Raw genomic sequence first — 13,465 nt, 5'->3', positions numbered from 1 at the left:
ATCGGCCACCCTGGGCACGGTGGTTGGGGCGGAGGGCGGTCGGGAGAGTGCGGACTGCGCCGCTCAGGGCAGCTCCGCCGACCCCATGCGCCCCAGGATCACGCGCGTGCGGCCCGACAGGTAGGCCGATCCGGGCGCCTTCTCGAAGCGCTTGGGCTGCGGCAGCATCACCGCCAGACGGGCGGCTTCGGCCGCGCTGAGTTTGGCGGCGCTCTTGCGAAAGTAGTGCTGCGCGGCGGCCTCGGCCCCGAACACGCCATCGCCCCATTCCACGCTGTTGAGGTAGATCTCCAGGATGCGCTGCTTGCTCAGCAGCTGCTCCAGCGCCAGGGTGAGCACGAACTCCTGCCCCTTTCGCAGCAGCGTCCGTTCGCCCGACAGCAGCAGGTTCTTGGCCAGTTGCTGCGTGATGGTGGAGCCTCCGCGGATCTTGGGCGTGCGCACCGGCCGGTCGGGCTGCGCCTCCTGGCGCTTGGCGGCCTGGGCCTCGGCGCGGGCGTTGCGCTCCCAGGCCTTCTCGATCGCGTTCCAGTCCACGCCGTCGTGGTTGACGAAGCCGTCGTCCTCCGAGGCGATCACTGCGCGCTTGAGGGTGTCGGCGATCTGGCCGTAGGGCACCCACTGCTGGCGCCATTGCAGCGTGCCGTGGGCGGCGACCTGGCCCCAGGCCTCCGAGCGCTGGAAGGCGGTGGACTCGGGATCGACCACCACCATGGCCGCGATGCGGCCGACGAAGAACACCTGCAGGGCCACGAAGGCCAGCAACACCAGCCCGATCCAGCGCAGCAAGCCTTTCATGGCGCGGCCGTTCCCGGATGCGCGGGGCTCACTGGCCTGCCGCCATGGCGGTGCGCAGCTCGCCCAGCACCTGGGCCGCGGGCGGACGCACGCCGCGCCACAGGGCGAACGCCTCGGCCGCCTGCTCCACCAGCATGCCCAGCCCGTCGCGCGGCACCGCGCCGTGGCGGTGGGCCCAGTCCATGAAGCCCTGCGCAGCGGGGCCGTACATCATGTCGTAGGCCAGGCTGCCCGACCGCAACACCTGGGCGGGCACCGGAATGTCGCCGCCGCCCAGGCTGCTGGCCGTGGCGTTGATGATCACATCGAAATCGGCCTCCAGCGCATGTGCATCTAGGGCGAGTAGCTCTGTTTTTTGTAGCAATGCCAGTTCGGTGTGGGCCTGCACCAGCGCCTGGGCGCGGGCGGCGGTGCGGTTGACCACCACGATGCGGCGCGGCTTTTCGTGCAGCAGCGGTCCCAGCACGCCGGCCGCCGCGCCACCCGCACCCACCAGCAGCACGTCGCTGCCGGCCAGCGGCACGCCGGCGTTGCGCACGATGTCGGCCACCAGGCCCAGGCCGTCGGTGTTGTCGGCGTTGATGCGGCCATCGTCGCCGAAGGTGAGCGTGTTGGCCGCGCCGGCCAGGCGCACCCGCTCGCTGGCGCGGTGGGCCAGCCGGGCGGCGTCGAGCTTGAAGGGCACCGTCACGTTGCAGCCGCGCCCGCCCGCGGCGGCGAAGTCGGCCAGCGCCTGCGCGAAGCCGTCCAGCGGCACCAGCCGGCGGGCATACGACAGGCGCTCGCCGGTGATTTCGGCAAAGCGCGCATGGATCGAGGGCGAGCGGCTGTGCTCGACCGGGTTGCCCATCACGCAGTAGGAATCCACGGTCGAAGTCATTGCGGTGGTGTGCTGGAAGAAAGCGGCAAGAAAATACGGTGAAGGGCGCGTGCCTTCAGCGCACGCTGGTTTCGAGGGTCTGGTCGCGTGTGAATTTGAAGCGCGAGACCACGGCGATCTGGTCGGCCTTGGCCCGCATGGCCGCGTCGAAGGCGCCGAACGGTCCGGCCGAGCGGGCGATGGCCTGGGCGCGGTTGTCCAGCAGGCGGTTGCCCGAGCCCTGCACGATCTCGGTCTCCAGCACCGTGCCGTCGTGGTTGACGGTCACGATCATCGTCAGCTCGCCGTAGAGCTTCTTGCCGGCCTGTTCGGGAAAATTGTCGGTGCCCTTGTCCTCGATCTTGCGGCGCAGCCCGTCGTAGTAGATCGCATAGACCTCCTCGCGCGTGGCGGGGCTGATGTAGCGTTTCTTGGGGCGGGCGTTCTCTTCGTTGATGCGCTTTTCGATCTCGGCCAGCAGCTTGATGAGCTGGCGGCGCTTTTCCTCCTGCGCCAGGGCGTCGGCGCTCTGGCTGGGCTGGCGCGGGTCGGGCACCGGCAGGGTGGCCAGTTGTTTCCGCAACTGGGCCAGCAACTGGCTTTGCTGCTCCTGCATGGCGTCGAGCTTGCGCTGGGCCTCCTCGAAATCGTCGCCCACCGCCGTGAGGGCCGAGTAGGGCAGGGGGCTGGTGGCCCGGCCCTTGGCGGCCTCGCCGCCGCCGGCCAGCGACGACTGCGCGATCGCCTGGGCCTTGTCCGGCCGCTCGTTGGACTTGGCGTTGACCAGGATCACCTCCAGCGGCGTGTCCTGGAAGACGCGGTTGAAGCTTTCCGGGTCGATGAACCGCACCGACAGCAGCACCGCATGCACGGCGATGGACACGCCGAGCGCCAGCTGCAGCGTGCTGAATCGTTGGAAGAAGGCGGGCAGTTTCACGGCGCCCGATTATCCGTGCTGGCGCTGGCGCCGGCCTCGGCTTCGTTCACGTCCACCGCGATGGCGATGGGGCCGGCCACGGCCTCTTCGTCGTCCTCGCCCGCCTCGTCGCCCGGCGGCGCGGCCTCGGCGCTGTCGTCAGGGCTGTCCAGGCGTTCCAGCAAGGTGCCGCTCACATCGAGCGTGATCTCGTCGATCTCGCCGAGCTTGACGCGCACCCGCGCGCCGCGCGGCAGGTGCTGCGCGCCCAGCACGGGCAGCACCAGCGGCAGCGTGTCGGCCCGCACGAGAAAGCTCCCGCCCGGGCCTTCCTTGAACACGGTGGCCTCGATCTCGGCGATGGCGTTCTGCTGCAGGTACTGCAGCGTCCAGAAGCGCTCCATGCCGGCCTGGTAGCCGTTGTAGGCGCTGTAGGCCGCATCGAAGCTGCTGATGACCGAGAACAGGTCCGCGTCCTTGGGCTTGAACGGCGCGGCCAGCGCGGCGGTCTTGCCGTGGCGCACGCACGCGATGATCTGCCACTGGTTCACCAGGTCCACGTAGCGGCGCAGTGGCGAGGTCGCCCAGGCGTAGCTCTTGACGCCGATGCCCGCGTGCGGCAGCGCCTTGGTGCCCATGCGCACCTTCACGCCGGGGGCCAGGCTGGCCTGGCTGCGGTAGATGCCGGGCACGCCGTGGTCGGCCAGCAGGCCGCCCCAGGTGCTGTTGGCCACGATGGCGGCCTCGGCCACGATCAGGTCCAGCGGGGCGCCGCGCCGGCGCGTGGTGATCGAGACGGTCTCGCGGCCCTGCGGCTCGGCGCCGTCGTTGCCGGTGAGGCGGAAGTTGTAGTCCGGCCGGTTGAAGGTCTCGGGCTTGCCGCGCACGACCTCGCGCTGGGCCTTGAGGCTTTTGGCAAGGCGGTATAAAAAGGATAGCTGCCCGCGCAGGTCCAGCAAGCGCTGGGGGGCTTCCTGGGCCTGAACCGTGGGGTCGGTCAGCCAGGCCTCGGTCACGATGTGGTCGAGCTGGTCGTGGCGCAGGTTGGCGGCCACGGGCACGCGCTCCAGCTTGGTTTCGGTGCCGGTGACTTCCAGCGTGGCCTCGTCGATGGTCACGTAGAGCGACACCGCCGGGTTGGCGCGGCCTTCGTCCAGCGTGTAGATCTTCACCACCTCGTCGGGCAGCATGGTGATCTTGTAGCCGGGCATGTACACGGTGGACAGGCGGTTGCGCCCCAGTTGGTCCAGCGGCGTGCCCGGCACGATGGCGAGGCCCGGCGCCGCGATGTGGATGCCGAGCACGACGGTGCCCGTACCCAGGCCCTGGACCGACAGGGCGTCGTCGATCTCGGTCGTCTGGGAGTCGTCGATGGAGTAGGCCTGCACGGGCGCCAGCGGCAGGTCCTCGGGCGGCAGCGGCGCGGTGATGGCCGGAAAGCCCGTGCCCTTGGGGAAGTTGTCGAACAGGAAGCGCTTCCAGTGGAACTGGTAGGCCGAGTCGATGGCGCCGGCCCGCTGCAGCAGATCCAGCGGCGGCAGGTGGGTGGCGCGGCTGGCCTCCACCACGGCCTTGTACTCGGGCGCGTTCTTGTCCGGCTTGAACAGGATCTTGTAGAGCTGCTCGCGGATGGGCTGCGGGCATTCGCCTCGGCCGAGCTGCTCGGCCCAGTCGGCGATCTGCTGCAGCACGAGCTTCTTTTTCTCGATGGCAGCCAGCGCCTGCTGCAGGATCTCGGCCGGCGCCTTCTTGAAGCGGCCCTTGCCCGCGCGGCGGAAGTAGTGCGGCGCCTCGTACAGCGCGAACAGCGCGCCGGCCTGCTGGACCAGCGTGGCGTTTTCGGAAAAATAGTCCCGCGCCAGGTCGGCGAAGCCGAATTCGTCCTCGGGGGCGAATTCCCAGGCCAGGTCGAGTTCGATCGACTCGGCCACGGCCTGTGCCTGGGCGAGCATCTCGGCCGGGGCGGGCTTTTCGAACCGGATCAGCAGATGGGCGGCCTTGACCTTCACCCGTTTGCCCGAGTCGAGCTCGATCTGGGCGGAGCTTTCGGCCTCGGAAAGGATGCGTCCGGCGAGAAATTTGCCGGCTTCTTCAAACAGTGCATGCATGGGCGGGATTGTCCCATGGGCGCCCGGGGGGGGGCGAACGGGCGGCCCTGCCTATGATCGGCCCTTTGCCTTGGCCAACCGCCCCATGCCTTTGTTCAACGCCTTCGCCGCTGCGCTGGCCCTCGTGGCCGTGGCGCTGCCGTTCCTGTTCGCGCACACCCAGGCGCCGCTGTCCAATTTCTGGCCGCTGATGGTGTCGGGCGCGTGCGCCCTGGTGCTGGCGGGCCTGGCGATCGGCGCGGCCCGGGTGCCACCGGCCCGGGGCGGGCTGCGCCGCTGGGCCGCCTGGGTGCTGGCGGGCGGGCTGGTGCTGGCGGCGGTGCTGGCCTCCGGGGTGGGGCTTGTGCAGTTCTTCTGGGGCGACGTGGGCGCGTCGCCGTGGATCTACCCCTCCACGCCGGGGCTGGCGCTGGGCAACCTGCGCCAGCGCAACCAGCAGGCCTCGCTGCTGGGCATGGGGGCCTGGGCCCTGGCCTGGGGGGTGGGCCGCCTGCAAGCCTCGCTCCCGCATTCCCGTCGGCCGGGCCTGGTGGTGGCCGCGGGCATGTTGGCCGCCTGGGCGCTGATGCTCATCAGCACAGCGGATGCGGCCACCGCCTCGCGCACCGGCATCCTCGAATGGGGCGTGATGCTCGGGCTGCTGGTGCTCTGGCGCCGCTCGCTGGGCGGCCTGCCCCTGGCCTTCGCGGCCACGGGTGGGGTGCTGTACGCGCTGGCGGCCTGGGCGCTGCCCTGGATGCTGGAGCGTTGGGCGGGCGTGTCGATGGACGGGCTGTTCCAGCGGCTGGCGGACGAGGGCCAAGGCTGCGTCAGCCGCACCGTGCTGTGGTCCAACATGCTGCACCTGATCGCGCAAAAGCCCTGGACCGGCTGGGGCTGGGGCGAGATGGCCTATGCCCACTACACCACGCTGTTCCCGGGCGAGCGTTTTTGCGTGCTGCTGGACAACGCCCACAACCTGCCGCTGCACCTGGCCGTGGAACTGGGCCTGCCGTTGGCGGGCGGGCTGTGCCTGCTGGCGCTGTGGGGCGTGTGGCGCCTCGCCCCCTGGCGCGAGACCGATCCCGTGCGCCAGCTGGCCTGGGGCGTGTTGGCCATCGTGGGCGTGCACAGCCTGCTGGAATTTCCGCTGTGGTACGGGCCGTTCCAGGTGGCCACTGGGTTTGCGTTGCTGCTGCTCGTGCGGCCAGCGCGGCCGTGGCGGCCCGGGCCGGCCTGGATCGCCGCCGCCGCGCTGGCCGGTGGCGCGGCTCTGGCCTTCGGGGGGCTGCTGGTGCGCGACTACGAGCGGGTGAGCCAGCTCTACCGCGCCGTGCCCGACCGCGACCCCGCCTACCGCGAAGACACCGCCCGCAAGGTGCTGGGCGATATCGCCTTCTTCCGCAGCACGGCCGATTTCGCCACCGTGACGACGACGCCCGTGACCGCGCAGAACGCAGCCGACGTCCACACCCGCGCCACGCGGCTGCTGCACTATTCGCCCGAGCCCCGCGTCATCGAGGCGGTGCTGGCCAGCGCGGCGCTGCTCGGGCGCACGGAGGAGGTGGATTTCCACACGGCGCGCTACCGCATTGCCTATCCGCAGGAGTACGCGCGCTGGGCGGCCAGCCATCCGGAGGCCGCTGCGGTCATGCCGCTGCCTTGAACGCGGACTCCCGGGCTAGGCGAGGCCGCAGAACCCGGCCACCGTTGCGATGTGCGCGGGAAAGTCGCTCAAGGCATGGTCGCCGCCCTCCAGCAGGACCACCCGCGCGGCGGCATAGCGGCCCGCCATCTCGCGCCAGTCCAGCAATTCGTCGCCCTTGGCGATGACGGCCAGTTCCGGGCCGGCCGGTGGCTGGCTCCGCACGTCCAGCGCGCGCAGTTCGGCGATGTATTCGGGGCGGAAAAAAAAGCGTTCGGCCGGGTCGTGCCACGCCGTCTGCTCGCCGATGTAGCGTTCCAGGTCGCGGGCCGGGTCCACGGCGGGGTTCAGCAGCACGCTCGGGCAGCGGGCCTGCTGCGCCACCCAGCTCGCGTAGAACCCGCCGAGCGAGGAGCCCACCACGGCCATCGTCCCCAGCGGCCAGTCCACGATGCCCTGCGCCACGAGACCCATGGCCGCCCGGGGCGATGGCGGCAACTGCGGGCACCAGAAATGAACGCCCGGATGGTGGGCCGCCACATGCGCCGCCATCTGCCGGGCCTTGGCCGACTGGGGCGAGGAGCGAAATCCGTGCAGGTAGAGCAGATGGGTGGTGGGCATGGTGGGGCGCTCGGCGGCGTGGAGCGATGCAGGCAATGGTGCGGCGGTGCCGGGGGCCTTCGATTGTGCCGGGGCGGCGGCGCCTTCGGCCGGCCGGATAATCGCGCACCATGTCCGCCGTCTTCGACAAACCCTCCCTGCTGCAGCGCGTCCTGCCCCTGTTCCGTGGCTTCGACTGGCTGCTCATCCTGGTGCTGTTGATGCTGGCATCGACCGGGCTGGTGGCCATGTATTCCTCGGGCTACGACCACGGCACGCGCTTTTACGACCATGGCCGCAACATGCTGCTGGCCGCCGGCATCCTGTTCGTGGTGGCGCAGGTGCCGCCCCAGCGGCTGATGGCGTTGGCCGTGCCGCTGTACACGGTGGGGGTGGCGCTGCTGGTGGCGGTGGCGCTGTTCGGCATCACCAAGAAGGGCGCGCAGCGCTGGATCAACCTGGGGCTGGTCATCCAGCCCAGCGAGCTGCTCAAGATCGCCATGCCGCTCATGCTGGCCTGGTGGTTCCAGCGGCGCGAGGGCCAGTTGCGGCCACTGGACTTCGTGGTGGCCGGCGCGCTGCTGGCAGTGCCCGTCGGGCTCATCATGAAACAGCCCGATCTGGGCACCTCGCTGCTGGTGCTGGCGGCCGGGCTGTCGGTGATCTTCTTTGCCGGGCTGCCCTGGAAGCTGGTGCTGCCGCCCATGCTGATCGGGGGCATCGGCATCGCGCTCATCGTGTGGTTCGAGCCCCAGTTGTGCGCCGACGGGGTGCGCTGGCCCGTGCTGCACGACTACCAGCAGCAGCGCATCTGCACCCTGCTGGACCCCACGCGCGATCCGCTGGGCAAGGGCTTTCACATCATCCAGGGGATGATCGCCATCGGCTCGGGGGGCTTCTGGGGCAAGGGCTTCATGGCGGGAACGCAGACCCACCTGGAGTTCATTCCCGAGCGCACCACCGACTTCATCTTCGCCGCGTTCTCCGAGGAGTTCGGGCTGGCGGGCAACCTGTTCCTGATCGTGTGCTTCCTGATGCTGGTGTGGCGGGGGCTGGCCATCGCGATCGGGGCCACCACCTTGTTCTCGCGCCTGATGGCGGGGGCCGTGTCGATGATCTTCTTCACCTATGCGTTCGTGAACATGGGCATGGTGAGCGGCATCCTTCCGGTGGTGGGCGTGCCGCTGCCCTTCGTGAGCTACGGCGGCACGGCCATGGTCACGCTGGGGCTGGCGCTGGGGGTGCTGATGTCCATCGCCCGGGCGCAACGTGTTTCCCTGAACGAACGCGCATAAATGAAAAAAGCCGGCCGGAAAGCGCCGGCCGGCTTTCGAAAGCGCGGGCTGGATCAGGCTTGCAGCGGCTCGTGCGCGGTTTCGCGGGCGACCAGCAGGGCCACCAGCGTGAGACCCAGTGCGGCCGTCACGTAGAGCGAGACCGCCACCGTCGAGCCGTACGACTTGAACAGCGAGGCGATGATGAGCGGCGCGAAGCCGCCGCCCAGGATGCCCGCCAGCGTGTAGGCCAGAGAGGCGCCGGCATAGCGCACCCGGTTGGGAAACTGCTCGGTCACGAAGGCGGCCTGCGGGCCGTACATCATGGCGTGGATCAGCAGCCCGCCGACCACGGCCGCGCAGATGGCAATCGGCTGCGCCCGGTCCATCAGCACGAAGAACACGAAGGCCCAGGCGATGCCCAGCAGCGCGCCGGCGATGTAGACCGGGCGCCGGCCGATGCGGTCCGACAGCGCGCCGAACCAGGGCACCGCCAGGGCGTTGCACGCCGCGCCGATCATGGTGGCCGTGAGCGCCAGCGGCCGCGACAGGTGCAGCACCGTGGTCACGTAGGTCAGCGTGAACACCACCACCAGGGCATACAGCACGTCCGAGCCGATGCGCGAGCCGCCGGCCACCAGCAGGCGTCGCCAGTGCTGCGAGAACACCTCCTTGATCGGCGTCTTGGCCGTGGCCTGGTGGGCCTCCATTTCGCGGAACACCGGCGTTTCTTCGACGCCCCGGCGCAGCCACAGGCCGAACAGCACCAGCGCCACGCTGGAGACGAAGGGAATGCGCCAGCCCCAGGCCTGGAAGTCTTCCGGGCTCAGCCAGGCCGAGACCAGGGCGATGAAGCCGGTGCCGATCAGGGTGCCGCACGAGGGGCCGACCTGCGTGAACGAGGCGTTGCGCCCGCGCTCGGTGGGCTTGCCGTGTTCCATCGACAGCAGCACCGCGCCGGCCCATTCGCCGCCGAGCGCCACGCCCTGCACGAAGCGCAGTGCCACCAGCGCGATCGGCGCCCAGATGCCCCAGGTGCCGTACGTGGGCAGCAGCCCCATCAGGCCGGTCGAGACGCCCATGATCACCAGCGTGGCCACGAGCACGAAGCGCCGGCCCAGCCGGTCGCCCAGGTGGCCGAACACCATGCCGCCCAGCGGGCGGGAGATGTAGCCCACGGCATAGGTGGAGAACGCGAGGATGGTGCCGGTGAGTGGGTCGAAGGACGGAAAGAAGATGGCGTTGAACACCAGCGCCGCCATGATGTTGTAGACCGTGAAGTCGTACCACTCGAGCGTGGTGCCGACCGAGCTGGCCATGGCAAGGCGACCCATCTTGGGGGAGGCGGGGGGAGCGTGGGCGACGCCCTGGGGAACAGCACGCATGGGGAAGGTCTCCGTTGAAAAGCGGTGAAGAAAAAGGTCGGGGCGTGGGGCCTTGGGGAATGGCAGGGCAGGGCGGGGCGGATCAGCCCAGGTCGGCCCGCGTGAGCTTCCAGCCCAGCGCGTACTGGGCTGCCGCGGCGGCATCGGCCTGCAGCAGCGCGGCGGCGCGGGCCAGGGCCTGGCGGTGCGCTTCGGCGTGGCCGGTTTCCACCACCATGAGCGGCTGCAGCACGCGGCCTTCGGTGCGTTCCGTGGGCAGGGGCGTGCTCAGCGCCGGGTCCGGCACCAGCAGGTACGACTGCACGAAGCCGGGCAGCTGCGCGAGCTGGGCGCCGGCCTGCGCGACGCACGCCACCAGCGCGGCGCGGTCATCGGCCGGCGGCAGGGCCAGCACGCTCAGGTGGCTGCCGGAGCCGAACCCGGTGACGGCCTCCACCGCGCACACGCGGCGCATCGGGTCTTGCATGCGGCCCAGGTTGGTGACCGACCAGGGCGTCTGCCGGCCGAACGCGGCGCGGTACGCATCGGACGTGAAGGCCGCGAGCGACTGCGTGCGGTACAGGCCCAGGTACTTGCGGCCGCCTTGCAGTGAGAGATAGCGGGCGCCGGAGAGAAAACCGTCGATGCGCACGCGCTCTTCGACATGCTCGCGGTCATACCACTGGTTGAAGTCGGCCTCGTCGGCGGCATCGACATCGGCGGCCACGAAAAGCATGCCGTGCACGGTGCCGGGTGCGGTGGATGGAAGGTTCTGGGAGGCCATGGACACTTGCGATTCCTTGCAAAAAGACCAGGGAATCATCGGCCGCGCACCGGCGTGCCACAAACGGGTTTTTTTGCCCTGCGGCCATCAGAATTACTTGTCGGGTCGGATGCTTTTTCTGCACCAAATCAGGGTTCACCCTCTGTGCCCGGCGTCCGGAATGGTGCGGACAGCGAGGCGGCGAAGCGCTCGGATTCGCTGCACGCCAGTTCGGCCGCGCGGCGGATGGCGGCCGAGCCGCTGGCGTCCAGATGGCTCACCACGATGCGCTGCGGCGGCAGGGGCGTGTCGCACGCGATCACGCGCAGATCGCCGCGCTCGATCTCCTCGCGCACGGGCGGCAACGGGATCAGCGCGTTGCCGAACCCCGACTGCACCAGCCGCACGATCGCCGCCATCGAACTCACGCAGTGCACCTTGCCCACGGGCATGCTGGCCTGCCGGTAGAGCTGCTTGAGCGCCTGGTGGGGCTGCGATCCCGGGCTCATGGTCAGCACCGGCTGCAGCAGCAGATGGGCGATGCGGCCTTCGTCGGGCTGGGGCGCGGAGGCGCCGGCGCCCACCCAGCCCATGGCCATCGGCGGGCAGGCCATGTTGACGATCTCGGCGCTGGCCATGGGGTCGGTCTGCAGCGCGATGTCGATCGCGCCGATCTGCAGGCGCTCGTGCAGTGCGAGGGTGGTTTCCGAGGTCAGCTGCACTTCGATGCCCGGGTGCAGGCGCTGCAGCGTGCCCAGGAAGTCCACCAGCCAGGTGTGCACCACGCTCTCGATCGCGCCGATGCGCACCAGGCCCAGAAGCTCCTCGTGCGGGTGCCCGAGCGCGATCATCTCGCGCTGCAGTTCCAGCATGCGCTCGCCATAGTCCAGCAGCCGCAGGCCCACGGGCGTGAGCCGCAGGTCGCGCGGGTCGCGCTCGAACACGCGGGCGCCGATCTCTTCCTCCAGCGAGGCGATGCGGTTGGAGATGGCTGCCTGCGTCACGTGCAGCCGCTCGGCCGCGGCGCGGAAGCTCCCGAGCCGCGCGATCCAGAGAAAGGCTTCGACAAAGCGGGTGTTCATCGCGCGCAGGGCCGTGGCCGCAAGCGTTTCAGCCTGCGCGCAGGCAGGCCTCGATGGCGCGGCCCACTTGCAGCACACGCGCATCGGCACCGTGCACGCCGCCAACCGACAGGCCCACGGGCAGTTCGCCGGGCGCCTGGCATGGAAGGGACAGCGCGCAGCCGTCCAGAAAGTTCAGCACCGTCGTGTTGCGCAGCACCAGCCCGTTGGTGGCGAAGAACCGGGCATCGTCGCCGGTAAGGTCGGCCAGGCGCGGCGCGCGCACGGCCACGGTGGGCATCAGCCAGGCATCGAGGTCGCGCAGGCGATCGCTGGCGGTGGCTTGCAGGCGCAGCCGCGCATCCTGCAGGTCGATGTAGTCGGCTGCGGAAATCGCGGCGCCGCGGCGGGTGCGCTGGGCGACGCGGTGGTCGTACTGCGCCTCCTGCGCCGGGTCTTCCAGGCGGGCGCGGTGCACCTGCCAGGCCTCGGCCGCGATCAATCCGCCCGCGGCGTTGAGCGAGGGCAGCTGGTGCAGGTCGGTGAAGCCGAAGCGCACGATGCGTGCGCCGGCGGCGGACAGGCGCTGGAGTGCGCTGTCGAAGGCGGCCGCCACTTCGGGCTCGACGCCGTCCATGACGAAGTCGTCCGTCACCCCCAGGCGCAGCCCGGCCAGCGGCGCGGCGCGCGTGTCCAGCGCCTCGCCGCTCAGGATGGCATCGACGAGGGCGCAGCAGTCCACGCTGCGGCCCAGCGGGCCGGCCGAATCCAGGCTTCGCGACAGCGGGTAGGCCCCGGCCAGAGAAACCCGGCGGGCGGTGGGCTTGAAGCCCGTGAGCCCGCAGAACGCGGACGGAATGCGGATCGAGCCGCCCGTGTCGGTGCCCAGCGCCACGGTGGCCAGATCGAGCGCCACGGTGGCGGCGCCACCGGAGGTGGAGCCCCCGGTGATGCGGCTTGGATCGTGCGGGTTGGCCGGCGTGCCGTAGTGGGGGTTGAGGCCCAGGCCCGAGAAGGCGAACTCGCTCAGGTTGGTGCGGCCCAACAGCACCGCGCCTGCGGCGCGCAGGCGGGCCACCGCGGCGGCGTCGGCCTGGGCGGGCGCCCCGGCCATCACGGCCGATCCGGCGCGGGTCACCTGGCCTTGCACGTCGAACAGGTCCTTGATCGAGACGGGCAGGCCCGCCAGCGGCGAAGGCACTTGCCCTCCCGCGCGTGCGGCGTCGCTGGCGCGGGCCGCATGCAGCGCGGCCTCGGCATCGACCTCGCCCACATAGGCGTGCCCGCCCTCTGCGCGGTGGGTCGCGATGCGCGCGAGTGCCGCCTCGACCAGCGCGACGCTGGTGGTGTCGCCCCGGGCCAGTGCCTCGGCCTGTTCGCGGACGGTGGGGTGGCGGGTGGTGGCGAGGGCATTCATCGGGCGATCTCCAGGGCTTCGGTGGCGTAGTGGTGGTGCAGGCTGCGGTTCAGAACGGGGTCGTGCAGTTCCAGCTCGAAGGTCTCGCCCCAGCCGAGTTCGCCGATCACCGCATGGGTGCCGCAGAACATGGCCGTGTGGGCGGACAGGCCGCCGGCCGCAGCCCATTTTTGCATCAGCTCGGCGGGGGGCAGCAGGCGGGCCAGGGCGCCTTCCTGGTACAGCGCGCGCACGCCCTCCCGGGTGCGCCAGCAGCGGGTGACCAGTTGGTCCCAGTGGCCTTGCACCTCCGACAGCCTCCACAGCGAACGGCCCACGGGCTTGGCGCACATCTGTTTGGACACCGTGACGTCGTAGGCCTCGACCTTGCGGTCCGTGTGGTCCGAGCCGATGCCCACGAGCACGCCGTGCGCCTCGCTGGCCAGCAGCACGCATTCCACCTCGCCGCTGGAGTCATGGCCCGGAACCTGCACCGCGCTGCCCGTGTCGAGCAACTGGCTGGCCACGCGGTAGAAGGTGGGCACCGTGGACGGCGGCTTGACGCCGATGGCGGCCAGTTCGGCAATGTGGTGGTCCACCGCGGCGCGGTCGCGGCCGGCCCAGCCGGCGATGACCAGGTGGCGAATGTCCAGGGTGACCGGCCCGTGGCCGGCGAGATCGAAGGTGTGCTGGGGCATGGTG

At 70.4% G+C, this 13,465-nt stretch carries 12 protein-coding genes; 2 read left to right on the top strand and 10 right to left on the bottom strand.

Going from position 1 to position 13,465, the window contains the following annotated elements; translation table 11 throughout:
- Positions 1-63: 63 nt before the first annotated feature.
- From mtgA to M5C98_RS19995, 4 genes are read right to left on the bottom strand one after another with little or no spacing between them, the layout of a single operon-like run.
- Positions 64-798 carry a monofunctional biosynthetic peptidoglycan transglycosylase gene (gene mtgA, locus M5C98_RS20010; protein WP_272549182.1) on the bottom strand — a complete coding sequence of 245 codons (735 nt, stop codon included), beginning with the start codon at positions 796-798 and terminating at the stop codon, positions 64-66.
- Between the two features lie 28 nt (positions 799-826).
- Complete coding sequence (gene aroE, locus M5C98_RS20005; protein ID WP_272549181.1) at positions 827-1,678, bottom strand: shikimate dehydrogenase; 852 nt, start codon at positions 1,676-1,678, stop codon at positions 827-829.
- 55 nt (positions 1,679-1,733) lie between these two features.
- Positions 1,734-2,594 (bottom strand): energy transducer TonB, encoded by an 861-nt coding sequence (locus M5C98_RS20000; protein WP_272549180.1) that lies wholly within the window; start codon positions 2,592-2,594, stop codon positions 1,734-1,736.
- Positions 2,591-4,681, bottom strand: coding sequence for a ribonuclease catalytic domain-containing protein (locus M5C98_RS19995; protein ID WP_272549179.1), 2,091 nt, complete (start codon positions 4,679-4,681; stop codon positions 2,591-2,593). Before M5C98_RS19995 ends, M5C98_RS20000 begins: the two co-directional genes overlap by 4 nt.
- An 85-nt stretch (positions 4,682-4,766) precedes the next feature.
- On the opposite strand from M5C98_RS19995, the gene M5C98_RS19990 reads away from it, so the two are divergent.
- Positions 4,767-6,326 (top strand): PglL family O-oligosaccharyltransferase, encoded by a 1,560-nt coding sequence (locus M5C98_RS19990; protein WP_272549178.1) that lies wholly within the window; start codon positions 4,767-4,769, stop codon positions 6,324-6,326.
- A gap of 15 nt (positions 6,327-6,341) precedes the next feature.
- Here the strand turns inward: M5C98_RS19990 and M5C98_RS19985 are convergent, their stop codons facing one another.
- Positions 6,342-6,926, bottom strand: a complete 585-nt coding sequence (locus tag M5C98_RS19985; protein WP_272549177.1) for a YqiA/YcfP family alpha/beta fold hydrolase — start codon at positions 6,924-6,926, stop codon at positions 6,342-6,344.
- 110 nt (positions 6,927-7,036) lie between these two features.
- Here M5C98_RS19985 and rodA point away from each other — a divergent pair, with 110 nt between their 5' ends.
- Positions 7,037-8,200 (top strand): rod shape-determining protein RodA, encoded by a 1,164-nt coding sequence (gene rodA / locus M5C98_RS19980; protein ID WP_272549176.1) that lies wholly within the window; start codon positions 7,037-7,039, stop codon positions 8,198-8,200.
- A 53-nt stretch (positions 8,201-8,253) separates the two neighbouring features.
- On the opposite strand, the gene M5C98_RS19975 is transcribed toward rodA, so the two are convergent.
- The 5 genes from M5C98_RS19975 to M5C98_RS19955 form a co-directional block, all read right to left on the bottom strand.
- On the bottom strand, positions 8,254-9,564 hold the full coding sequence (locus M5C98_RS19975) for an MFS transporter (RefSeq protein WP_272549175.1): 1,311 nt from the start codon (positions 9,562-9,564) through the stop codon (positions 8,254-8,256).
- 82 nt (positions 9,565-9,646) lie between these two features.
- Positions 9,647-10,327: a DUF4286 family protein gene (locus M5C98_RS19970; RefSeq protein ID WP_272549174.1), complete on the bottom strand. Its 681-nt coding sequence runs from the start codon at positions 10,325-10,327 to the stop codon at positions 9,647-9,649.
- Positions 10,328-10,455: 128 nt separating this feature from the next.
- A complete protein-coding gene (locus tag M5C98_RS19965) occupies positions 10,456-11,388 on the bottom strand; it encodes a LysR family transcriptional regulator (protein WP_272549173.1) in 933 nt (310 codons plus the stop codon).
- Between the two features lie 28 nt (positions 11,389-11,416).
- Positions 11,417-12,784, bottom strand: coding sequence for an amidase (locus M5C98_RS19960; RefSeq protein ID WP_272549172.1), 1,368 nt, complete (start codon positions 12,782-12,784; stop codon positions 11,417-11,419).
- Positions 12,781-13,461 (bottom strand): DUF2848 domain-containing protein, encoded by a 681-nt coding sequence (locus M5C98_RS19955; RefSeq protein ID WP_272549171.1) that lies wholly within the window; start codon positions 13,459-13,461, stop codon positions 12,781-12,783. Before M5C98_RS19955 ends, M5C98_RS19960 begins: the two co-directional genes overlap by 4 nt.
- Between the last annotated feature and the right edge of the window lie 4 nt (positions 13,462-13,465).

Source organism: Acidovorax sp. NCPPB 3576, from assembly GCF_028473605.1.
In the GTDB taxonomy this organism is placed as follows: domain Bacteria; phylum Pseudomonadota; class Gammaproteobacteria; order Burkholderiales; family Burkholderiaceae_C; genus Paracidovorax.
Note: the sequence above shows the minus strand (reverse complement) of the source record. Positions and strands in the feature narration are given on the sequence as shown.

Bases quoted from the DNA above. Each gene is read 5' to 3' on its own strand.
- mtgA (WP_272549182.1), bottom strand. From the start codon at position 798: ATGAAAGGCTTGCTGCGCTGGATCGGGCTGGTGTTGCTGGCCTTCGTG.
- aroE (WP_272549181.1), bottom strand. From the start codon at position 1,678: ATGACTTCGACCGTGGATTCCTACTGCGTGATGGGCAACCCGGTCGAG.
- M5C98_RS19995 (WP_272549179.1), bottom strand. From the start codon at position 4,681: ATGCATGCACTGTTTGAAGAAGCCGGCAAATTTCTCGCCGGACGCATC.
- M5C98_RS19990 (WP_272549178.1), top strand. From the start codon at position 4,767: ATGCCTTTGTTCAACGCCTTCGCCGCTGCGCTGGCCCTCGTGGCCGTG.
- M5C98_RS19985 (WP_272549177.1), bottom strand. From the start codon at position 6,926: ATGCCCACCACCCATCTGCTCTACCTGCACGGATTTCGCTCCTCGCCC.
- rodA (WP_272549176.1), top strand. From the start codon at position 7,037: ATGTCCGCCGTCTTCGACAAACCCTCCCTGCTGCAGCGCGTCCTGCCC.
- M5C98_RS19975 (WP_272549175.1), bottom strand. From the start codon at position 9,564: ATGCGTGCTGTTCCCCAGGGCGTCGCCCACGCTCCCCCCGCCTCCCCC.
- M5C98_RS19970 (WP_272549174.1), bottom strand. From the start codon at position 10,327: ATGGCCTCCCAGAACCTTCCATCCACCGCACCCGGCACCGTGCACGGC.
- M5C98_RS19965 (WP_272549173.1), bottom strand. From the start codon at position 11,388: ATGAACACCCGCTTTGTCGAAGCCTTTCTCTGGATCGCGCGGCTCGGG.
- M5C98_RS19960 (WP_272549172.1), bottom strand. From the start codon at position 12,784: ATGAATGCCCTCGCCACCACCCGCCACCCCACCGTCCGCGAACAGGCC.
- M5C98_RS19955 (WP_272549171.1), bottom strand. From the start codon at position 13,461: ATGCCCCAGCACACCTTCGATCTCGCCGGCCACGGGCCGGTCACCCTG.